The following is a 21,603-nucleotide window of genomic DNA, read 5'->3' as shown; positions in this document are numbered from 1 at the left end:
TCGCATTTTTTTGTCTGTCAAACCGGTGAAGGCTTTAAAGACCCGTGTTTTGGTGGGTTGCCCCGCGTTGCACGGATACGAGAACTTGCAGGAGCGAAACTATACGATATCCTTGTTGGCCCTGTCAAATGCCCTCAGGTGCGGGGTATGCTTACGCTTTTGCTGACTTCTCGGGCTGCCTGGCAGCCTGCTGCCAAATATGTCGCTTGCCTTTACGGAACAGTCTCTACAGCCGTGCAATACGCTGGGCTTGCCTGCCCGCGCCCAGGTTGCGCGGCTGGAAGATGAAGCTGATCTTCCTTCACTCTGTGGCCTGCCTGGCGCGCCTTTATTTGTACTGGGTGGCGGCAGCAATGTCGTGATGTTGCCGCAGCCTGGCCATCGGGTAGTGCAGGTGGCCCTGAAGGGGATACGGCTGTGGCAGGAGACAGCAGACTACTGGCTTATAGAAGCCGCGGCGGGTGAGCCTTGGCACGCGTTTGTGGCGTATTGCTTGCAGCGGGGGTGGCCAGGGCTGGAAAACCTCGCGCTCATCCCTGGTACTGTCGGTGCGGCACCGGTGCAAAATATCGGGGCATATGGCCTGGAGCTTAGCGAGTGTCTGCACTCTGTGGTGGCCTGGGATCTTTATACAGGGCTTGAAACTATCTTGCCGGCCGCCGAGTGTGGGTTTGGTTACCGTGACAGCCGCTTTAAGCGTGATGGCGCCGGCCGTTGGCTGATCACACGGGTGCGCTTTGCCCTGCCCAAGCAATGGGTACCACGGCTGGCATATCCCGATTTGCAGCGCTATGTGGTTGATTGGGGCAAGGCAACACCCACAGCCTTGCAGGTCTTTGATGCCGTCTGTGAGATCCGGCGGCATAAATTGCCCGATCCGGCAATGCAGGGCAATGCAGGCAGTTTTTTCAAGAATCCGGTGGTGGACGCCGAGCAGGCGCAGGCGCTACGCCGGCAGTTTACAGACTTGCGTGCCTACCCACAGGCCGATGGCCGCGTGAAGCTGGCTGCTGGTTGGCTGATTGAGCAGGCAGGCTGGAAAGGGCGCCAGTTGGGCCCGGTGGGGATGCATCCACGCCAGGCGTTGGTATTGGTAAACCATGGAGGTGCCTGCGCAGCCGATGTCATGGCGTTGGCGCAGACGGTGCAACAGGCTGTGGCAGATCAGTTTGGGGTGGCGCTTGAACAAGAGCCGGTAATGCTGGATTAATCAGCTGGCCAGCACATCCTGCATGTCAAACAGGCCGAACTCTTTGCGGGCCAGATAGCGTGCTGCGCGCAGGCTGCCCTGGGCATAAGTGGCACGGCTGCTGGATCGGTGAGTGATTTCGATGCGCTCGCCGGTGCCGCAAAAGTAAACCGTGTGGTCGCCCACAATATCGCCGCCGCGTACCACCGAGAAGCCGATATGGCCGGTTTCGCGCGGGCCGGTGTGGCCGTGGCGGGCCCAGTCGGCAACGTCGTCCAGCGGGACGCCCCAGGCGTTGGCGACGGCCTCACCCATGGCCAGTGCAGTGCCCGAAGGCGCATCTACTTTATTGCGATGATGCGCTTCGAAAACTTCGACGTCGTAGCCGTTATTAAGTAGCCGTGCAGCCATATCCAGCAGCTTGATGGTGGCATTGACCCCCACGCTCATGTTGGGCGCAAAGACAATGGCGGTTTTTTGTGCGGCAACCCGGATGGCCTGCTTGCCCTCGGTGTCAAAGCCCGTGGTGCCGATGACGCATTTCACGCCGTGGGCGGCACAGATTTCAAGGTGTGCCAGTGTGCCCTCCGGGCGTGTGAAGTCGATCAGGCAATCGGCCTGTGACAGCGCGTTTACGTCATCGGTAATGACTACCCCGGTACGTACCCCGGCCGACTGGCCGGCATCTTGCCCCAGGGATTCACTCCCTGGGCGGTCGAGGGCCGTAGCAAGAGTGAGGTCGGTGGAGTTCAGTACGGCCTCGATCAGCATGCGGCCCATACGGCCAGAGGCGCCAGCAATTGCAATCCGCATGGTTATTGAGCCTTGGTGGAGTCGGGAGTGGCTAGAGGCAGCACAGTGCCGCCGGAGGTTTGGCTACCGGTGTTTGATAACCCCGTATTGGGGGCAGTGTCGGGGCTGATGCCAGGAGAGGCGGCTTCACGGGCCGCGTCATCTGCGCGGCTGGTGTCGTCGGATGATATGGCGGTTTTACCTGTATCGGCTTTTTGGAAAGGCTGGCGGTTGGGTTGTTCATCGCCCGACCAGCGCACCAGCAGGTCGTTCTCAAACCAGACGGTGAAATTGCGCAGCTCTTGGGAGCCATATCCGGGCTGGTTGTAGTACGGGTAGTCCCAGCGCTGGGCATGGAAGGCGTCTTGCAACGTGGGCGTACCCAGGATGAACCTGACCTGATCGCGTGTCATGCCGACTTCGAGCTGGGATACTTGCTCGGAGGTTATCCAGTTGCCTTGCTGTACTGCAGCCCGATAGGGAAATCCCCAGTTGGTGGTGCCGCAGCCGGCCAGAACAATGGTTAGCAGGCTGGCTGTCAGGCAGATACCCGCCTGGCGGGAAAAGTGACTTGCTCGGATACGCACAAAAGCCCCCATAGTGGATCATCGGCACGCAGATTGCGGCCACCAAAACCGCTATCATAAAGGGAATTCGAATGGACGCATGCACGTGGCGCTTAATTCGTCATTGTGCCGGCTCCTGTTTTAGCGTTACCAGTGCGCTTGCTTTCTGCGGCAGTACCCAGGATACTTCAACCATGAACGATCAGATTGAGCTCAAAAACATGGGTCTGAAGGCGACATTTCCGCGCCTGAAGATCCTGGATATTTTCCGCAAGGCTGAAACGCGCCACCACAGCGCCGAGGATGTCTATCGCGCATTGATCGCCGAAGACGTCGATATCGGGCTGGCCACGGTGTATCGTGTGCTGACGCAGTTCGAGCAAGCCGGCATCCTGCTGCGCAGTCAGTTTGATGGCGGCAAGGCGGTCTTCGAACTCAACGACGGAGATCACCACGATCACCTGATCTGCACCAATTGCGGGCGCGTGGTCGAGTTCTCGGATGAGGAAATCGAAAAACGCCAGGTGCGGGTGGCCAAGGATAACGGCTTTATTCTCGAGAGCCACCATATGATGCTCTATGGCATGTGCCCTCAATGCGCCAAGCAGAAAAAGGCCTGATGCCGCTTGCCTGGTGCCGGCCACCAGGCAATTTTCCTGACGATCCTTATTGCGCCGACAAGCGCAGCATTTCTCGGGCGTGATCCCGTGTGGCTGCGGTAAGTGTCAGGCCGCCCAACATACGGGCGATTTCTTCGACGCGGGCGGATTCGTCCAGGGTCTGGATGCTGGATCGCACCTGTTTCTGGCGGGTGGCCTTGCTGACCTGATAGTGATGCGATGCGCATGCCGCCACCTGGGCCAGGTGGGTAACGCACAGCACCTGATGGCGATGCCCCAGTTGGCGCAACAGACGGCCGACAACCTCAGCAACCGCACCCCCGATACCGGTATCCACTTCATCGAAAATCAGGGTAGGCACTCGTGCAGCCTGGCTGGCAATCACAGATAGAGCTAGCGAGATCCGGGCAAGCTCGCCGCCTGAGGCTACCCGGGCCAATGGGCGCGTGGGCACGCCTGCGTGGCCGGCAACCAGGAATTCGGTGGTTTCCAGGCCATGTGCCGAGGGCTTGCATGCCTGCAGGGCCACTTCGAAACGTCCCCCTTCCAGAGACAGGGTTTGCATGGCGGCGGTTACCTCGGCCGAGAGTTTCTCGGCGATGGCCTGACGCGCCACGCCAAGGGCTTGTGCGTGTGTGTGATAGCGGATTTGTGCCGCCTGGCATGTGTTTTCCAGTGCCTGGATATCCTGGCCGGCTGCGGCGTCCTGCAGCTTGGTTTGTAGCGACGCATGCAGGGCGGTGAGTTCTTCGGGCTCGACATGAAACCGGCGGGCGGCGGCAAACATTTGGCTCATGCGGGCATCTGCCTGGGCCAGGGCATCGGGATCCAGTTCAAGCCGGCTGGCGTAGGCCTCCAGGCCAGAGACGGTTTCTGCGCAAAGGATGCGAGCAGATTCGAGCGTCTGGCAATGTTCTGCGAGACGCGGGTCGTGTCGCGTGAGTGATTGCAGGGTCTGGATGGCAGCCTGAATGGCCTGGGCTGCCGAGGCGGATTCACCCTCCAGCGCCTCGATTGCCTGGCCTGCCCCGGCCAGCAGTGCCTGCGCGTGGGCAAGGCGGGTCTGGCGGCTGCATAGCTCGTCCCATTCGCCTTCCTCGGGAGAGAGCTCATCGAGAAACTCGACGTCCTGTTGCAGATGCTGCAGAACCTGCGCTTGCCCGGCGGCGTTATCCTGGGCTGCCAGCAGGGCAGCTTGAGCCTCACGCCAGACAGTCCATGCGTCGGTGACAGCCGCCACCTGCGCCTGCAGGCCGCCTTGATCGTCGAGGATGCTGCGCTGGCTGGCTGCGTGCAGCAGGCTTTGGTGGGCATGCTGCCCATGGATATCCACCAGTAGTGCGCCAAGGTCGCGCAATTGCCCCAGTGTGGTGGGCGAGCCATTGATATAGGCCCGGCTGCGACCCTGCGTGTCGATAATGCGGCGCAGGATGATCTCGGGGCCTTCGATGGCTTGCTCGGCCAGCCAGTGGCTGGCGCTGGGCGGTGCATCGAAGATGGCACTGATCTCGGTGCGGGTGGCGCCTGTGCGGATCAGGCTGGCGTCTCCGCGGCCCCCCAGGGCCAGCGATAAGGCATCGATAAGAATGGACTTGCCGGCCCCTGTTTCGCCCGAAAACACGGTAAACCCAGGCTCGAAGCTGATTTCGGCATGGTCGACGATGACGAAGTCGAGAATGTGCAGGGTGCGCAGCATGGTGGTTAGCGGCTGGTTTCGTCCGGGTCGTCCCAGGGGTGCAGCATGCGGTTCCAGTTCAGCTTGCTGCGCAGTGTCGAAAAATAGCTATAGCCCTGCGGATGCAGAAACCGTACCCGGTGTGGGCTGCGCCGGACAACAATCTGATCGCCTTCCTGGCAGTTGGACAATGCCTGCATGTCGAAGTGCACGCTGGCACCGGACTCTACCCGGCCCAGGGCCCGGATGGTGATATTGAGGTGGGAATCTTCGGGCAGGGTGATCGGGCGGTTGGACAAGGTTTGCGGTGCCACCGGCACCAGTACCAGGGCATTGACCTGAGGGTGCAGAATCGGCCCGCCGGCAGACAGGGCGTATGCCGTGGAGCCGGTTGGCGTGGCGATGATCAGGCCGTCGGCGCGCTGGCTATGCATGAACACTCCATTGCACTCTACCTTGAGCTCGATCATGCCACCGCGGCCTGCGCGGTTGATGATGACGTCGTTGAGCGCAAGCCCCGAGGCCATTTCCTGGTTGCCACGCAGCACACGGCCTTCGAGGAGCACGCGTTCGTCTTCGACGTAGGCGCCGTTGAGGATGCCGGTGATGGCTTGATCGGCGCTGTCCAGAGGGATATCGGTGATGAACCCCAGGCGTCCGTGGTTGACACCGATCATGGCGACGTTTGTGGTGGCCAGGCGGCGGGCGGCCGCCAGCATGGTGCCATCGCCGCCCATGATGATGGCCAGATCAGCCTGCTGGCCTATGGCTGTGTAGTCGGCCAGCGGGAAATCAGTAACGCCGGTATTGCGGCCGGTTTCGGCTTCGATGAGCACCTTGCAGCCCAGTGCCTGCAGCACGGCACCCAGCCGTCTCAGGGGGGTGTCCAGGCCGCTATCTTGATAGCGGCCGATCAGGGCCACGGTATTAAAGTGCATGAAACCCGGTACCTCGTGCGTTTAAGGGATAATAGTCGGTATCCGATTATAGGGGGATGCAGGCGCATGCGCCGCAAGGCGATGTGTCAGGCATGTCCCGGACACCGAGAAACACAATATGGATGATCGAGCCAAATCATTGCTTAAGGCTCTGGTAGAACGCTACATAGCGGACGGCCAGCCTGTGGGTTCCCGTACCTTGTCGAAAGTGTTTGATCTTTCCCCGGCAACCATCCGCAATGTGATGTCCGACCTCGAAGACCTGGGCCTGATCCACAGCCCGCATACCTCAGCCGGCCGGGTGCCTACCCCCCGCGGCTACCGGATGTTTGTGGATTCTCTGCTCACGGTACGGCCCTACGAGTTCTCGCCCGATCTGCCCATCGCCGAATACCTGCCGGCGGCACAACCCGGCCGGGCGGTCACGGCGGCTGCTACGCTGCTATCCAATTTGTCGCAGTTCGCGGGCGTCGTGCTGACCCCTAAACGCACCCAGGTGTTTCGCCACATCGAGTTCATCCGGCTCTCCGATAAGCGCGTCTTGCTCATCATCGTCACACCAGACGGCGATGTACAAAATCGCATTTTGTTTGTGCCGCGCGAATACACCGAGATCGAACTTCTCGAAGCGTCCAATTTTTTTAATCATCATTTCTCAGGCCGATCCTTCCACGAGGTACGCATTGCGCTGGCGGCCGAGCTCGCCTCGCTGCGCACGGATATCTCGCGCCTGATGCAGCAGGCCGTGGATGCCGGCATCAGCACCACCGATACAGCGGACGAATCCGTGGTCATCTCCGGCGAGGGCAAACTGCTCGAAATCTCCGAGATGACCGCCGACATGGATCGCTTGCGGCGCCTGTTTGCCTTGTTCGAACAAAAAACTGATCTCCTGCATTTGCTGGATGTCTCCAGCCAGGCGCAAGGGGTGCAAATCTACATAGGTGGAGATTCCCGCCTGATGCCCCTTGAAGACGTTTCAGTGATTACCGCGCCCTACGGCGTGGATGGCCAGGTGATCGGCACATTGGGCGTCATCGGGCCTACCCGCATGGCCTACGAAAGAGTCATCCCGATCGTCGATATTACGGCCCGCATGCTCTCCAGCGCGCTAGGCCAGGCCTCGTCCTGATCCCCGGCATGGCGGGCCGCAGCGCTTGCCACAAGCTTACGCACGCAGGGCAGGGGGCTGCATGTCGCACATCTCCGGCCAGGCTCATCTGTGCTCTTGAAATTCTGTCTTTACCCCTCATATACATCCCCATCTGTATTTTTCTGTTGGAGAACACACCATGTCGGCACCCCAGGAAGACCTGGATCCTCAGGCTGCAGAAGCCCAGGGTTCGGCTGAAACCCCTGAGACCCCCGCGTCGGCGCCTGCCGAGCAGCCCGAAGAAGACCTTCCCACACTTCTGGCGGAAGCTCAGGCCAAGCTGGCCGAATATCACGATCAGCTGCTGCGTGCGCATGCCGAAGTCGAGAACGTGCGTCGCCGGTCCCAGGACGATGTGGCCAAGGCGCGCAAGTTTGGTACTGAATCCTTTGCCGAAAGCCTGATTCCTGTCCGTGACAGCCTCGAAGCAGCACTGGCGCAACCGGATCAAACGGCAACCGACTGGCAACAGGGTGTAGAGGCCACTTTGCGGCAGCTCAACACTGCCTTCGAGCGCAATCAGATGCACGAGGTTGCTCCGCAGCCGGGCGAAGCCTTTGATCCTCATCGCCATCAGGCCATCTCCACCGTTCCCTCCGATCAGCCGCAAGGTACTGTGGCGCAATGCCTGCAAAAGGGCTATCTGATTGCCGACCGGGTGCTGCGTCCCGCGCTGGTCATGGTCTCTGCAGGGCAGTCTTGAATTCCGGCCAAGCGGCCTCACATTAAAAGCATCGGCGGCCAAGCCGCCCACTTATCTAACTATTGACAGGATCAAACATGAGCAAGATCATCGGGATCGACCTGGGTACGACCAACAGCTGTGTGGCTGTGCTGGAAGGCTCCAAGGTTCAGATCATTGAAAACTCCGAAGGCACCCGCACCACGCCATCTATTGTTGCTTACATGCAGGATGGTGAAGTGTTGGTGGGTGCACCGGCCAAGCGCCAGGCGGTGACCAATCCAAAAAATACGGTGTTTGCCGTCAAACGCCTGATCGGGCGCAAGTTTGACGAAAAGGCGGTGCAAAAAGACATCGACCTGATGCCGTACAAAATCATGAAGGCCGACAACGGCGACGCATGGGTAGAAGCCCAGGACAAAAAGCTGGCCCCCCAGCAGGTGTCTGCCGACATCCTGCGCAAAATGAAGAAGACGGCCGAAGACTATCTCGGTGAGGAAGTCACCGAAGCCGTGATCACGGTACCGGCATACTTCAATGACAGCCAGCGGCAGGCCACCAAGGACGCGGGCAAGATTGCCGGGCTGGAGGTCAAGCGCATCATCAACGAACCCACCGCAGCTGCACTGGCTTTTGGCCTGGACAAAGCCGAGCGCGGCGACCGCAAGATTGTGGTCTACGACTTGGGCGGCGGCACGTTCGACGTCTCCATCATCGAGATTGCCGATGTGGACGGTGAGAAGCAATTCGAGGTCCTGTCTACCAACGGGGATACGTTCCTGGGTGGTGAAGACTTCGACATGCGCATCATCAACTACATCATCGGCGAGTTCAAGAAAGAATCCGGCACCGACCTGTCCAAGGACGTGCTGGCGATGCAGCGTCTGAAAGAAGCCGCCGAGAAAGCCAAGATCGAGCTCTCTTCCACGCAGCAAACCGAAATCAACTTGCCCTACATCACGGCCGACGCCTCGGGCCCCAAGCACCTGAGCCTGAAGGTCACGCGCTCCAAGCTGGAAGCCCTGGTCGAGGATCTGATCGAGCGCACCATCGAGCCCTGCCGTATCGCCATCAAGGATGCCGGCGTCAAAGTGTCGGAGATCGATGACGTCATCCTGGTAGGCGGCATGACCCGCATGCCCAAGGTGCAAGAAAAGGTCAAAGAGTTCTTCGGCCGTGATCCTCGCAAGGACGTCAACCCCGACGAGGCCGTGGCTGCGGGTGCCGCTATTCAGGGCTCCGTGCTCTCGGGCGATCGCAAGGATGTGCTGCTGCTTGATGTCACTCCGCTGTCTCTGGGTATCGAGACGCTGGGTGGTGTCATGACCAAGATGATCAAGAAAAACACCACGATTCCCACGCGGTTCTCGCAGGTGTTCTCCACGGCGGATGATAACCAGCCTGCCGTCACCATCAAGGTGTTCCAGGGCGAGCGCGAAGTCGCTGCCGGCAACAAGGCGCTGGGCGAGTTCAATCTCGAGGGTATCCCGCCTGCGCAGCGCGGCCTGCCACAGATCGAGGTCACGTTTGATATCGATGCCAACGGTATCTTGCATGTGTCTGCCAAAGACAAGGGCACAGGCAAAGAAAACAAGATCACGATCAAGGCCAGCTCAGGTCTTACCGAAGACGAAATCGAGCGTATGGTCAAGGACGCCGAGGCCAACGCCGAGGAAGATCACCGCGTCGCCGAGCTTGCCCAGGCACGCAATCAGGCCGATGGCCTGGTGCACGCCACACGCAAGTCGCTGACCGAGTACGGCGACAAGCTCGAGGCCTCCGAGAAAGAAGCCATCGAAGCGGCGATCAAGGATCTTGAAGAAGCGGCCAAGGGCGATGACAAATCGGCCATTGATGCCAAATCTGAAGCGCTGGCCACGGCCTCGCAGAAGCTGGGCGAGAAAATGTACGCCGACATGCAGGCCAAGGCAGCTGCAGAAGGCGCCACTGCGGCCGACGGAGCCAAGCCGGCAGACGACAATGTCGTGGATGCCGACTTCAAAGAAGTGAAACCCGACTGATCTCTCTGATCCAGTACGCGCGGCTGCCTGGCAACAGACAGCCTGTGTGCCGGGGAGATCCGTCTGCTGCCTGCCCGGTTCCGGCCCTGTTGCTGGCCCGGGCATGCGGCCTTTTATCAGCAGTGCACACGGATAACGATTAAAACCAATGGCAAAACGAGATTTCTACGAAGTCCTGGGGGTCGCCAAGAACGCGTCGGACGATGATATCCGCAAGGCTTATCGCAAGCTGGCGATGAAATATCACCCCGACCGCAACCCGGACAGCAAAGAGGCGGAAGACAAGTTCAAAGAGGCCAAAGAGGCCTACGAGATGCTGTCTGATCCGGAAAAACGGGCTGCCTACGACCGCTTTGGTCATGCGGGGGTAGACCCCAACGCGGCGGGTGGTGCCGGCATGGGGGGCGCTGGTGGCTTTGCCGACGCCTTTGGCGACATCTTTGGCGAGATCTTTGGTGGCGCGGGCGGGCGCCGGGCAGGGGGTGGGCCTCAGGTGTACCGCGGAGCCGACCTCAAATACAACCTCGAGATCAGTCTCGAGCAAGCCGCCAACGGCTTCGATACCGAGATCCGTATCCCCAGCTGGGAAACCTGCGACACCTGTCATGGCTCTGGTGCCAAACCGGGCACCGCGCCACAAACCTGCCATACTTGCGGCGGCAACGGCGCCGTGCGCATGCAGCAGGGCTTTTTCAGTGTGCAGCAAACCTGCCCCACCTGCCATGGCACCGGCAAGGAAATCACGGATCCCTGCGCAGAGTGTGATGGTGTGGGCCGCATCCGTAAAAACAAGACGCTGCAGGTCAAAATCCCTGCGGGCATCGATGATGGCATGCGCATCCGCTCGTCAGGCAATGGCGAGCCTGGTGTCAACGGAGGCCCGTCGGGCGATCTCTACGTAGAAATCCGCATCAAGCCACACGGCATTTTTGAGCGTGACGGCGAAGACCTGCACTGTGAACTGACGATCCCGTTTACCAAGGCAGCCCTGGGCGGGACCCTGGAAGTGCCCACATTGGCCGGCCGTGGCGAGATCACAATCCCCGAGGGTACTCAAACGGGCAAGACCTTCCGTTTGCGTGGCAAGGGGATCAAGGGGATTCGCTCCAGCTATCCCGGTGATCTTTATTGCCATGTGGCTGTCGAGACCCCTGTGCGCCTGAATGACGAGCAAAAAACTCTGTTGCGCCAGTTTGAAGCCTCGCTCAGCACCGGGGGGGATCGTCACTCGCCCAAAAGCGAATCCTGGACTGACAAGGTAAAGAATTTCTTCTCCTGATCAGGCCTGAATGCGCGCCCTTAACCGGGCGCGTCAGTGGCCACGGCGATGCTGAGTTCATCGGGTTTGAGCCAGGATCGCAGGGCCGCATTAACTTCATCGGCGGTCAGCGCCTGCAGTTGCTGGATGACTTTTTGCTGATGCGCAAAACTGCGGCCCGTGTCCAGATATTCAAGCCAGTGGTCAGCCAGCCAGCGGTCGCTGGCCCGGCCCAGCTTCAGGTAGTTCAGTAGAGATTTGACCCCCTGGTCAACCTCTTTCTGGGTAAAGCCGGATTGCAGCGTGTCATTCAGGGTCTGACGCATCTGTTTCTGCAGGGTCTGGCTGTTCTGTGCGGCCATGGTGGCAAAGAAAGTCCAAGACCCGGATGGCTCCCAGGCCGATACCTGCAGGCTGCTGCCCACGGTGTACGACAGGCTGCCTTTCACCCGGATTGCCTGCCATAGCCGGGAGTCCTCAGATCCCCCCAATAGATAATTGGCCAGCCAGAGCGCTGGCCATTGTGCGTCATCATCCTGGATTTTCAGGGGCACACTGGCCAGGTAGTTGGCATTGGCTTTCCCTGGTGCGGGGATCAGATATGTCTTTGGGGTAACAGCGTACCAGGGGTCGGGAATCCGCTGATAAGCAGGTGCTTGCTGCCATCCCGCAAGCCCGGCTTGGAGGGATTGCTTCACTTCTGCCGGGTCGAAGTCGCCCACAAACGAGGCCAGCATATTGCCGGCGCCGTAAAACCGCTGATAGAAATCTTCAAGCCGCTGGCGGGTGAGCGCCTGGGCGTCGCTGCGCAGCTCTTCGCTGGTGGGGGTATAGCGGATATCCTCGGGCGACCAGGGCTGGTCGTGGCGCTGCAAGGCATTGCGCACCAGCCAGGCCGGGCTGGCGGCCTGGTCTGTCAGGTTGCCCAGTACGCTGTTTTTGATTTCCTGCAGTTCGGCAGCGGGAAAGCTGGCCGTGCGCAGCAGTTCGAAAGTAAGCGCCAAGGCATCGGACAAATGGGCTTTTGAGCTGCGCAGGGAAATGGTAAGCGTGTTGCCCGATTGGCTGAACTGCAGATTGGTGTCCAGCGCCGTCAGGCGATCATCGATTTGCTGGCGGGTAAGATTCTTGGCTCCTCGGCGCAACATCGCTGCGGTGACCTCGGGAACCAGGCCCAATCCCTGCATTTCCTGCACGGTGCCCGAGCGCATCTGCAAATAGGCATGCACTTGCTGGCCGGGTGTGGGCTTGGGCAGCAGCGCCAGTTTTACGGTGCCGTTGGGCAGATCCAGGGTGCTGCGCTGTGTGGCTGAGTCCAGCGTTTCGGGGCGGGTGTCAAAGGCCGCGATATCCGGGCGGGGCGTGCCGGTTTTCAGCTGGCTGACCCAGTGTTGCAGGCTATCTGCGGTGTCCTGGGGGGCATAACGGGGCTTGTCGGTAGGCAGATACAAGCCGCTGGTGCGGTTGCTGGGCAGCAGCCATTGATGCAGCCGCTTCTGGATGTCTTCGAGTGTCAGCGCCTTGACCTGCAGGGGCATGGTAAAAAATAGCCGCCAGTCGCCGCTTGATACGGCATTGGATAGTGCATCTGCCAGAAGCGCCGACTGATTGTAGATTTTCTCCCAGCGATTCAGCCAGGCGGTGCGGTTGCGATCGAGGGCAGCCTGATCCAGTTGCTGGATACCGCTGGTTTCGAGCGTGGTCTCGAGTGTTTGCAAGGCTGCGCGAGGGTCGGTATCGGGCTGCAATTGCGCCCCGAAGACAGCATAGCCGGGGTAGCGCAGCGCCCGTGCAAAACCAAAGACGTCGCTGGCTGTGCCTGGCTGAACCAGCGCCTGATACAGGGGGCCTGCCGGGCTGTCGGACAGCATATCCACGCCCATGGACAAGGCGGTATAGGTTTCTGTGTTGGCTGCAGGAAAATGGTACTGGACAATCGCCAGCGGACTGCCGCCAATGCGTTGCAGGGTGACTGCGCGGGCGCCCTGTTGCACGGGCTCGACGGTGTACTCAGGCGGCAGTTGCCGCTCGGGGCGGGGGATCGTCCCAAAATCTTCTGTGATCCATGACAGGACCTGGGCGGGTTTGAAGTTTCCCGTCACGATAAGCACGGCGTTGTCAGGCTGGTAGTAGCGGTGATAAAAGCGCCGCAACTGGTCGATATTCACGTGTTCAACATCGGAGCGTGCGCCAATCACGCTGCGACCATAGGCATGCCAGACATAGGCTGCGGCATCGGTTTGCTGTAGCAGGGTGCCAAAGGGGCTGTTTTCACCTTGCTCCATCTCGTTGCGTACGACCGGCATCTCCGCATCCAGGTCGGCGCGGCTGATTCGTGCATTGAGCATGGCATCGGCCTGCCAGGCCAGATACCAGCGCAAGGTGTCTTCGTTGCTGGCAAACGTCGCGTAGTAGTTGGTCAGGTCTACCGTGGTTGAACCATTGGCGGCCAGGCCCCGGCGCGCAAACTCGGCAAGTGCGTCGGGATGTGCGGGGCTACCCCGAAACATCAGATGCTCGAGCAAGTGGGCCATGCCGGTTTCTCCCGGCCCTTCATTGCGCGAACCCACCCGATAGCTCATGTTGACCGTTGTCTGCGCGGCAGAATCATCGGGTGCCAGCAAGATCGTCAGGCCATTGTGTAGCCGATACTCTGTCACGCCCTCGATCATGACGATTTCTTGTGCCGCCGCTGCAGTTGTTTGTGGTGCCTCCTGGCCGGCATGCGCCGGAACAAGGCCGATGCCGGCCAGAATGCCGGATAGCGTCAGGAAAAACCGCAAAAAGCTGGATCGAATCATGGTGGCGCAGAAGCGTTGAACAAAGTGTTCTGACCATAACATGGCCGACAGACATGCGGATTGCCAAAAAAAAAGCTGCCGGGGGCAGCGATCAATAAAACCCCTGGCCGCAGAAGGCGGGCGACCAGGGATGGACCTATTTAATTATGCGTCGGAAACGCAAACTCGGGCCCCTTGGTTTCACTTTCCGGCCAGCGCTGCATCACGGATTTTTGTCGAGTGTAGAAGCGCACCCCTTCTTCGCCGTAGATGTGCATGTCGCCAAACAGGCTGTTTTTCCAGCCCCCAAAGCCATGCCAGGCCATGGGTACCGGGATGGGTACATTGATGCCAACCATCCCTACTTGAATGCGCCGCGAGAATTCGCGGGCGGCATGGCCGTCCCGGGTAAAGCAGGCCACGCCGTTGCCAAAGCTGTGCTCGTTGATGATCCGGATGGCGGCATCAATGTCCGGTGCACGCACGCAGGCCAGCACTGGGCCGAAGATTTCTTCTTTGTAAATACGCATGTCCGGCGTAACGTGGTCAAACAGGCTGCCGCCGATGAAGTAGCCGTTTTCATGACCCGCCACGGACAGATCCCGACCGTCCAGCACCAGCTGGGCGCCTTCGCTGACACCGATGTCCAGGTAGTTGCGGATGCGATGCAAGGCATCCTGAGTAATCACAGGCCCCATTTCGGCCTGGGGATCCATGCCGTGCGAGATCTTCAGGTTGCGCGTGCGTTCAGCCAGAATGGGCACGATGCGATCTGCTGCATCGCCCACCAGTACCGCCACGGATACCGCCATGCAGCGTTCGCCTGCTGCGCCGTAGGCTGATCCGATCAAGGCATTGACTGCCTGCTCGAGATCGGCATCGGGCATCACCACCATGTGGTTCTTTGCCCCACCCAATGCCTGCACCCGCTTGCCGTGGTGGGCGCCGCGCTCATAGATGGAGCGTGCAATGGGGGTAGAGCCCACAAAGCTGATGGCCTGGACGTCCGGGTGGCTCAGGAGCGCGTCAACCGTGTCCTTGTCGCCTTGCAGCACGGTAAAGACACCAGCCGGCAGGCCGGCTTCACTGAGCAGCTCGGCCACGCGCAGCGACACCGACGGGTCACGCTCGCTGGGCTTGAGAATGAAGCAGTTGCCAGAGGCGATCGCCAACGGAAACATCCAGCAGGGCACCATGGCCGGGAAATTGAATGGTGTGATGCCCGCCACCACACCCAGGGGTTGGCGCACGGTCCAGTTGTCCAGCCCGGTGGCCACTTGCTCGGTGTAATCACCCTTCAGCAACTGAGGGATGCCGCAGGCAAATTCGATGATGTCGATGCCGCGGGCCACTTCGCCCATGGCGTCGCTGAACACCTTGCCATGCTCGGCAGTGATGATGGCCGCCAGTTCTTCGCGGTGCGCATTCATCAGTTCCAGAAACTTGAACATCACACGGGCGCGGCGTGGCGCCGGTGTATTGGCCCATGCCGGAAACGCGGCTATCGCGGTGCTGACGGCCTGCTCCACGTCGTCTGGATTGGCCAGCCTCAATGTGCGGGCCACTTCACCGGTGGCCGGGTTGTAGATGGCCTGGGTCCGCTGGCCTTTGCCGGGCATACGTTGGCCGTTGATGTAATGGCCTACGTCGGCTGTGTCTGTATATGCCTGCATGAAAATCTCCGCATTCGGTTTGCTGTTTAACTGGGTATGAACCCAGTGTAGGAATGCGTCTTCACGCTGCATAGCCAGATACGCTGGAATCATTGTTTGATTTAATGAACAATAGACAGATGGATTACAAGAATATTGACAGGCTTTGGCCGCACATCCACTGCCTGATTGTGTTGGCACAACAGGGCAGCTTTACGGCTGCTGCGCGCCGGTTGGCAGTCAGCAAGTCAGCCATCAGCCAACGAATCAGCGAGCTCGAACAAGCCGCGGGTGTGCCGCTGGTGCTTCGCACCACCCGATCGGTGCGCCTCACCGACGCCGGCCGGCGGCTGGTGGAAGATACCCGCGAACCCTTTGCACAGATTGCCCGTAGTTTCGAAGATGTGCAGTCGCTGTCGGTTGTTCCCGCAGGCACTTTGCGCATCACCGCGCCGGTGGCCTTTGCCCGCCAGCAGTTGGTGCGGCGATTGCCGGGATTCATGCAGCGCTATCCGCAGATCCGCCTCGAGCTGGATATGCGCGACAGTCTGGTGTCCCTCACCTCCGAGGGCTTTGACCTGGCCTTGCGGCATATTGAGGTACCGCCGGATACCTACGTGGCTCGCGAGCTATGTCGCACGCGCACACTGCTGGTGGCCAGCCCAGGCTATCTGGCCCGGTACGGTGTACCCGAGAATCCCTGGCAGCTGGAAACGCACCTGCAGTTGCACTATCCGCGCCAGCAGGGCGCTGCGCACTGGATTTTCGAGCGTCGGCATGGGCAGCCCGAGGATCGCGCCGTGACTATTCCGGTGCGGCCGGTCTTTATCGTGAATAACAGTGAAGTGCTGCGCGACATGGCATGCGCGGGCCAGGGGATTGCCTTATTGCCGGATTTCTCCGCACAACATGCCGTGCAGGCGGGAGAGTTGCTTGAATTGCTGCCCGACTGGCGGCCGGTCAGTGTATTTGGGCATCATATTTTTGCCTTGCGTCCGTATGCCGCCCGTACTCCCCGCAATGTCCGCGTCTTGCTGGATTACCTGCTGGAGGCGTTTGCAGGCGGCTTTGAGGGCAGGGCCTCGTCCTGATATAGGGCTTCGTCCTCGAAAAACTGCCAGAGACGCGGGTGGCCCGAGTAGGCCACATTGAAACGCATCCAGCCTTCTTCACGGCCTTCGGGATGGAAATAGTGGCCGGGTGCCAGCCAGATGCCTGCCTCGAGTGCGCGTGCCACCCGGGTTGTCATGGCACTGCTGGTGCAAGGCCGGTTTTTGGGGCGTGCCCACAGAAACAGGCCTGCACCCGGTTCTTCAAGGATCTCGAATCCCTGCTTGAGCAGGGTGGCGCCAACTGCATCATGCGCGTCGTGCAGGCGTTCACGGATGCCGCGTAAATAGGTGCCATACCGGCCATCCCTGAGCACATGGTAGACCGCGCGCTCCATGATTTCAGCCGAGGTGAGGCCCAGTGACATCTTGGTGCGGGTGAATTGTTCGATCAGTTCGCGTGAGCAGCTGAGGTAGCCGACGCGCATGGAGGGCATCACGCTTTTTGCGTAGCCCGAGATATAAATGACGCGATGAGGCCCTGCCAGTGCGGCCAGCAGAGGGCCAGGTTCAGGCAGAAGATCGCGTGACACGTCATCTTCGATCACCAGAATCGAGTGCTTCTCGGCCAGTTGCAACAGCCGGAAAGCACCAGCCATGGAGAAACTGGCTCCCGTCGGGTTTTGCAGCACAGTGGTTACAAACATGGCCCGTATCGGGTGGTGCTGGGCCAGGTTGTGCAATACGGCTTCGTCGATGCCATCGTGGGTGCGTGGCACCGCATGCACAGTGATGTGATTGATGGCCAGGATCTGCAACAGGTTGGAATAGCAGGGAGACTCGACAGCGACATGGTCTCCCGGGCGCAGCAGTGTGCGCACAACGATATCCAGTGCTTGCGTGGCGCCGTGTGTCAGCAAAATCTGTGCGGCATCCACATCCAGGCCGTGCTCAAGCAGGCCGTGTGCAATGTGCTCTCGCAGCGGGTGGTAGCCCTGCGGATGGCCGTATGAAGACAGCTGGCTCACGGGTACCCGGCTGAGCTGGCGCAGGGCATGGGGCAGGCCGGACTCGTCGTGCCAGTCTGGCGGCAGCCAGCCGCAGCCTGCCTTGATTGAAATCGAGTGATCGGCAAATACATCGGCCAGCAACCAGGAGGCCCCAATGCGGGGGACGACCCAATCGGGTACGGGTGTGGCAGCCACTTGCCGTTGCCGGCTTACCCGAAAGCAGGCGCCTGGGCGTGATTGCAGCAGGCCCCGAGCCACCAGGCTGTTGTAAGCCGTCATCACCGTAAAGGTGCTCAGGCCGTGATCGCGGGCAAACTGCCGCACCGAGGGCAAGATCATGCCGGGGCGCAGGGTCTTTTCGCGGATCGAGGATTCGATTGCCGAGACCGTTTGCTCGACCAAGGTCGGTGCATCTTTGCGCCGACGATCCGGAGTGAACAGAATCATCTTTTTTAAGGGGCTGAAAGGGTGGCGTTTGCTTTCACCGGCCCCCCGATGCGGGGTACAGGCGCCCTGGCCAATACAGTGCATGCCAGTATAGCAATACAGTTATCTCGTGATCGTATCACCGTCTATGGCTTTCGGTATATGCCCGGACCAGAATGGGTTCATTCCGTTCACGTTTCTTTTCTTTCTAGTTTCTGTCTCACGAGGCTGCCATGAATACCGAAGCCAAACACGCTCCTGATCTTTCCAACCTATGGATGCCGTTTACGGCCAACCGCCAGTTCAAGGCACACCCTCGGTTGCTGACGTCTGCCAAGGGCATGTATTACACCGCGGGCGATGGCCATACCATTCTGGATGGTACCTCTGGCTTGTGGTGCGTCAATGCGGGCCACGGCCGCCAACCCATTGTGGATGCCATCAGCCGGCAGGCCGCCAATCTGGATTACGCGCCCAGTTTCCAGATCGGCCACGAGGATTCCTTTTTAGCCGCGTCAGACGTGGCTGCACTGATGCCCAAGGGCCTGGATCGCGTGTTTTTCACCAACTCGGGTTCCGAGTCCGTGGATACCGCACTCAAGATTGCTGTTGCCTATCACCGTGCCCGCGGAGAAGGACAGCGTACCCGCCTGATTGGCCGCGAACGTGGCTACCATGGTGTGGGCTTTGGTGGTATCTCCGTGGGGGGTATCTCTCCTAATCGCAAGGCGTTTTCGGGTGTCTTGCTGCCGGGCGTGGATCACCTGCCCCACACCCATGATCTGGCTCATAACGCCTGGTCGCACGGCCAGCCGGCCTGGGGTGGCGAGCATTTTGCCAACGCCCTCGAAAGCATCATTGCCCTGCATGATGCTTCTACCATTGCCGCCGTGATTGTCGAACCTCTGGCGGGTTCCACCGGTGTGCTGTTGCCGCCCAAAGGCTATCTCGAGCGCCTGCGTGCAATCACCGAAAAACACGGCATCCTGCTGATCTTTGACGAAGTCATCACCGGTTTTGGGCGTCTGGGTGCGGCCACCGCCAGCGAATTCTTCCGGGTCACGCCTGATCTCATCACCATGGCCAAAGGCATCAGCAATGCCGCAGTACCTGCTGGCGCGGTGGCCGTACGCCGGTCGGTGCATGACGCCATTATCGAAGCCAGTGCCACGGGGATTGAATTCTTCCACGGCTACACGTATTCGGCGCACCCGCTGGCAACCGCAGCTGTTCGAGCCACACTCAAGATCTATCACGACGAAAAACTCTTCGATCGTGCCAAGACAATGTCGGTGCCTTTCGAGACTGCTGCCCATGCGCTCAAAGGCCAGCCGCATGTCATTGATGTGCGCAATCTGGGTCTGGTGGCCGGCATCGAGCTTGCTCCCAGAGACGGTGCCCCCGGCGCGCGGGCAGCTGAAGTCTTCGCAAAATGCTTCGAAAAAGGTGTGCTGGTGCGTTATACGGGCGACATCATCGCCATTTCGCCTCCGCTGATCATCACCGAAGAGCAGATCACGCAGATCTTCCAGACCTTGTCCGAGGTGCTGGCCACGGTGGCCTGATCCATGCAGCCAGCCATGTGCCTACTTTGATAGCAAGCGCATGGCCTGCTCCAGGCCGTCCATCGTCATGCCAAACATGCGTTCGTGCATCAGTTCGCGCACGATGGCGATGGATTGCCGGTAGGGCCACGAGCCGGCCGGTTCGGGGTTCAGCCATACCGCATGGGGCCACCGGCCCAGCAGGCGCTGCAGCCAGGTTGCGCCGGTTTCTTCGTTGTCATGCTCGATCGATCCGCCTGGATACAGGAGCTCATAGGGGCTCATCGAGGCATCACCCACCAGGATCAGACGCCAGTCTTCGCCATAGGTGCGCAACATATCCCAGGTGGATAGCTGCTGATCGCGCTGGCGCCCATTGTGCCGCCACACGGATTCATACACGCAGTTGTGAAAATAGAACACCTCCAGGTGCTTGAACTCGCTGCGGGCAGCAGAAAACAGCGCCTCGATCCGGGCAATGTGGTCGTCCATGCTGCCACCCACATCCAGCAGCATCAGTACTTTCACCGTATTGTGGCGCTCCGGCATCCAGTGCAGGTCCAGCAGGCCCGCTTGCTCGGCCGTCCCCCGGATGGTGCCAGGCATGTCCAGCTCCATCTGTGCACCTTGCCGGGCAAAGCGGCGCAGACGCCGCAGGGCCATTTTGAAATTGCGGGTGCCCAGGGCTTGCTGATCGTCGTAATCCCGGTAATGGCGCTGCTCCCACACCTTGACGGCAGTGCGGTTGCCGGCGGAAGGCCCGCCGATCCGGATGCCCTCGGGGTGATAGCCACCGTGTCCAAAGGGTGATGAGCCCCCTGTACCGATCCATTTGTTGCCACCTGCATGCCGCTCTTTCTGCTCGGCCAGGCGCTCACGCAGCATCTCCATCAGGCGATCCCAGCCGTGTTTTTGCAGGGCTGCTTTTTCGGCGTCTGTCAGGTGTTTGCGAAATGTCTGGACCAGCCATTCCTCGGGGATGGCCTGCTGGCCCGCCCGTTGCTGCCACTGCCCGAGAAACTGGGCAAACACCTGGTCGAATCGGTCGTAGCGGGTCTCGTCCTTTACCAGCGCCATGCGCGCCAGGTGATAAAACTCTTCAGTGCTGATGGGGGCGGCCGGGCTGCACAGGAGCTCCAGCAAACTCAAGTATTCCTGGATGGACACCGGGATGCCGGCTGCCCGCAGCTGCGTAAAGAAATCGGTCAGCATGTTGCCAGACCCCGCACATATGTCCCTGACCACCGGATCCCTGGCATGGCCGTTGCGTCCTAGCGCCCGCGTTGGGTCATCGCTGCCAGACGTTTGAGCAGCGACAGATCCTGCTCGTTTTTGAGCAAGGCACCCGCCAGCGGGGGGATGTCGCCTTGGGCCAGTGAGGTGGGTGGGGTGGCTTCGGCCAGCAACAGGCGCAGCCAGTCCAGAAACTCGGAGGTAGAGGGGCGTTTTTTCAGGCCAGGCACTTCACGTAGCCGGAAAAACACATCCAGTGCGGCCGATAAAATGTCCTCTTGCAATACTGGAAAGTGAACGGCCACGATTTCGCTGAGGGTGGCACGATCCGGAAACTCGATGTAATGAAAGAAACACCGCCGCAAAAAAGCGTCCGGAAGGTCTTTTTCGTTGTTCGAGGTAATGATGATCAGAGGTTTATGACGCGCCTGAATGGTTTGCCGGGTTTCATATACATGAAACTCCATGCGGTCGAGCTCGCGCAACAGATCGTTGGGAAACTCGATGTCGGCCTTGTCGATTTCATCGATCAGCACCACGCAGGGTTCTTCGGAAGCAAACGCCTGCCACAGCACGCCCTGGACAATATAGTTGTGAATATCGTGGACCCGTGCGTCTCCCAGTTGCGAATCGCGCAGGCGCGACACGGCATCGTATTCGTACAGGCCTTGCTGCGCCTTGGTGGTGGATTTGATGTGCCATTGCAGCAAGGGCCGGTTCAGGGCTGCGGCCACCTCTTCGGCCAGCAGGGTTTTGCCAGTGCCTGGCTCTCCCTTGACAAGCAAAGGGCGCTGCAGCGTCAGTGCCGCATTGACGGCCATTTTCAGGGCGCTGGTGGCAACATAACGGCTGCTGCCCTCAAAACGCGGGGATTCGCTGGAAACTGCAAAGTTTGTCATGGTTGAAAGGCGTGCAAACGCGTCGTTAAGTCGATGCTTTAAGGGTAAATGGTTAATGACTGTCTGTGTCAGGGCAACTATCGTACAATCAACATGCCTCATCGGCCCGAAACTGG

At 60.0% G+C, this 21,603-nt stretch carries 17 protein-coding genes; 8 read left to right on the top strand and 9 right to left on the bottom strand.

All coding sequences use genetic code 11. The features are described 5' to 3' along the window. Nucleotides 1–199 precede the first annotated feature (199 nt). A complete protein-coding gene (gene murB / locus ABS758_RS03605) occupies nt 200–1,210 on the top strand; it encodes a UDP-N-acetylmuramate dehydrogenase (RefSeq protein WP_350380280.1) in 1,011 nt (336 codons plus the stop codon). On the opposite strand, the gene dapB is transcribed toward murB, so the two are convergent. Next, a complete protein-coding gene (gene dapB / locus ABS758_RS03600; RefSeq protein WP_350380283.1) occupies nt 1,211–2,002 on the bottom strand; it encodes a 4-hydroxy-tetrahydrodipicolinate reductase in 792 nt (263 codons plus the stop codon). A gap of 2 nt (nt 2,003–2,004) precedes the next feature. Further along, a complete protein-coding gene (locus tag ABS758_RS03595; protein WP_350380837.1) occupies nt 2,005–2,523 on the bottom strand; it encodes an outer membrane protein assembly factor BamE in 519 nt (172 codons plus the stop codon). A 218-nt stretch (nt 2,524–2,741) separates the two neighbouring features. On the opposite strand from ABS758_RS03595, the gene fur reads away from it, so the two are divergent. Next, nucleotides 2,742–3,167 carry a ferric iron uptake transcriptional regulator gene (fur, locus tag ABS758_RS03590; protein ID WP_350380285.1) on the top strand — a complete coding sequence of 142 codons (426 nt, stop codon included), beginning with the start codon at nt 2,742–2,744 and terminating at the stop codon, nt 3,165–3,167. A 46-nt stretch (nt 3,168–3,213) separates the two neighbouring features. On the opposite strand, the gene recN is transcribed toward fur, so the two are convergent. After that, a complete protein-coding gene (gene recN, locus ABS758_RS03585) occupies nt 3,214–4,863 on the bottom strand; it encodes a DNA repair protein RecN (RefSeq protein WP_350380287.1) in 1,650 nt (549 codons plus the stop codon). Nucleotides 4,864–4,868: 5 nt separating this feature from the next. After that, a complete protein-coding gene (locus ABS758_RS03580) occupies nt 4,869–5,780 on the bottom strand; it encodes an NAD kinase (protein ID WP_350380288.1) in 912 nt (303 codons plus the stop codon). Nucleotides 5,781–5,898: 118 nt separating this feature from the next. Between ABS758_RS03580 and hrcA the strand changes: the two genes are divergently transcribed. The 4 genes from hrcA (at nt 5,899) to dnaJ (ending at nt 10,915) form a co-directional block, all read left to right on the top strand. Continuing rightward, nucleotides 5,899–6,912, top strand: a complete 1,014-nt coding sequence (gene hrcA / locus ABS758_RS03575) for a heat-inducible transcriptional repressor HrcA (RefSeq protein ID WP_350380290.1) — start codon at nt 5,899–5,901, stop codon at nt 6,910–6,912. 160 nt (nt 6,913–7,072) lie between these two features. Further along, on the top strand, nt 7,073–7,636 hold the full coding sequence (grpE, locus tag ABS758_RS03570; protein ID WP_350380292.1) for a nucleotide exchange factor GrpE: 564 nt from the start codon (nt 7,073–7,075) through the stop codon (nt 7,634–7,636). 77 nt (nt 7,637–7,713) lie between these two features. Next, complete coding sequence (gene dnaK, locus ABS758_RS03565) at nt 7,714–9,636, top strand: molecular chaperone DnaK (protein WP_350380294.1); 1,923 nt, start codon at nt 7,714–7,716, stop codon at nt 9,634–9,636. Between the two features lie 148 nt (nt 9,637–9,784). Next, the gene (gene dnaJ, locus ABS758_RS03560; RefSeq protein ID WP_350380296.1) at nt 9,785–10,915 is read left to right on the top strand and encodes a molecular chaperone DnaJ; all 1,131 of its coding nucleotides are present in this window, start codon (nt 9,785–9,787) and stop codon (nt 10,913–10,915) included. 20 nt (nt 10,916–10,935) lie between these two features. On the opposite strand, the gene ABS758_RS03555 is transcribed toward dnaJ, so the two are convergent. Next, a complete protein-coding gene (locus ABS758_RS03555; protein WP_350380298.1) occupies nt 10,936–13,695 on the bottom strand; it encodes a M16 family metallopeptidase in 2,760 nt (919 codons plus the stop codon). A 140-nt stretch (nt 13,696–13,835) separates the two neighbouring features. Beyond that, entirely contained in the window at nt 13,836–15,347 is a 1,512-nt protein-coding gene (locus tag ABS758_RS03550; protein WP_350380299.1) for a CoA-acylating methylmalonate-semialdehyde dehydrogenase, read from the bottom strand. 104 nt (nt 15,348–15,451) lie between these two features. Here ABS758_RS03550 and ABS758_RS03545 point away from each other — a divergent pair, with 104 nt between their 5' ends. Then, nucleotides 15,452–16,417 (top strand): LysR family transcriptional regulator, encoded by a 966-nt coding sequence (locus tag ABS758_RS03545; RefSeq protein ID WP_350380301.1) that lies wholly within the window; start codon nt 15,452–15,454, stop codon nt 16,415–16,417. Here ABS758_RS03545 and ABS758_RS03540 read toward each other — a convergent pair. After that, nucleotides 16,366–17,832: an aminotransferase-like domain-containing protein gene (locus tag ABS758_RS03540; RefSeq protein ID WP_350380303.1), complete on the bottom strand. Its 1,467-nt coding sequence runs from the start codon at nt 17,830–17,832 to the stop codon at nt 16,366–16,368. The genes ABS758_RS03545 and ABS758_RS03540 overlap by 52 nt on opposite strands. 212 nt (nt 17,833–18,044) lie before the next feature. On the opposite strand from ABS758_RS03540, the gene aptA reads away from it, so the two are divergent. Beyond that, nucleotides 18,045–19,376, top strand: coding sequence for an omega-aminotransferase AptA (aptA, locus tag ABS758_RS03535; RefSeq protein ID WP_350380305.1), 1,332 nt, complete (start codon nt 18,045–18,047; stop codon nt 19,374–19,376). A 21-nt stretch (nt 19,377–19,397) separates the two neighbouring features. On the opposite strand, the gene ABS758_RS03530 is transcribed toward aptA, so the two are convergent. After that, nucleotides 19,398–20,567 (bottom strand): vWA domain-containing protein, encoded by a 1,170-nt coding sequence (locus tag ABS758_RS03530; protein ID WP_350380306.1) that lies wholly within the window; start codon nt 20,565–20,567, stop codon nt 19,398–19,400. A gap of 59 nt (nt 20,568–20,626) precedes the next feature. Next, complete coding sequence (locus tag ABS758_RS03525; RefSeq protein ID WP_350380307.1) at nt 20,627–21,487, bottom strand: AAA family ATPase; 861 nt, start codon at nt 21,485–21,487, stop codon at nt 20,627–20,629. Nucleotides 21,488–21,603: the final 116 nt, after the last annotated feature.

It is taken from the genome of Castellaniella sp. FW104-7C03, from assembly GCF_040276085.1.
Taxonomy (GTDB): Bacteria; Pseudomonadota; Gammaproteobacteria; order Burkholderiales; family Burkholderiaceae_B; genus Castellaniella.
Note: the sequence above shows the minus strand (reverse complement) of the source record. Positions and strands in the feature narration are given on the sequence as shown.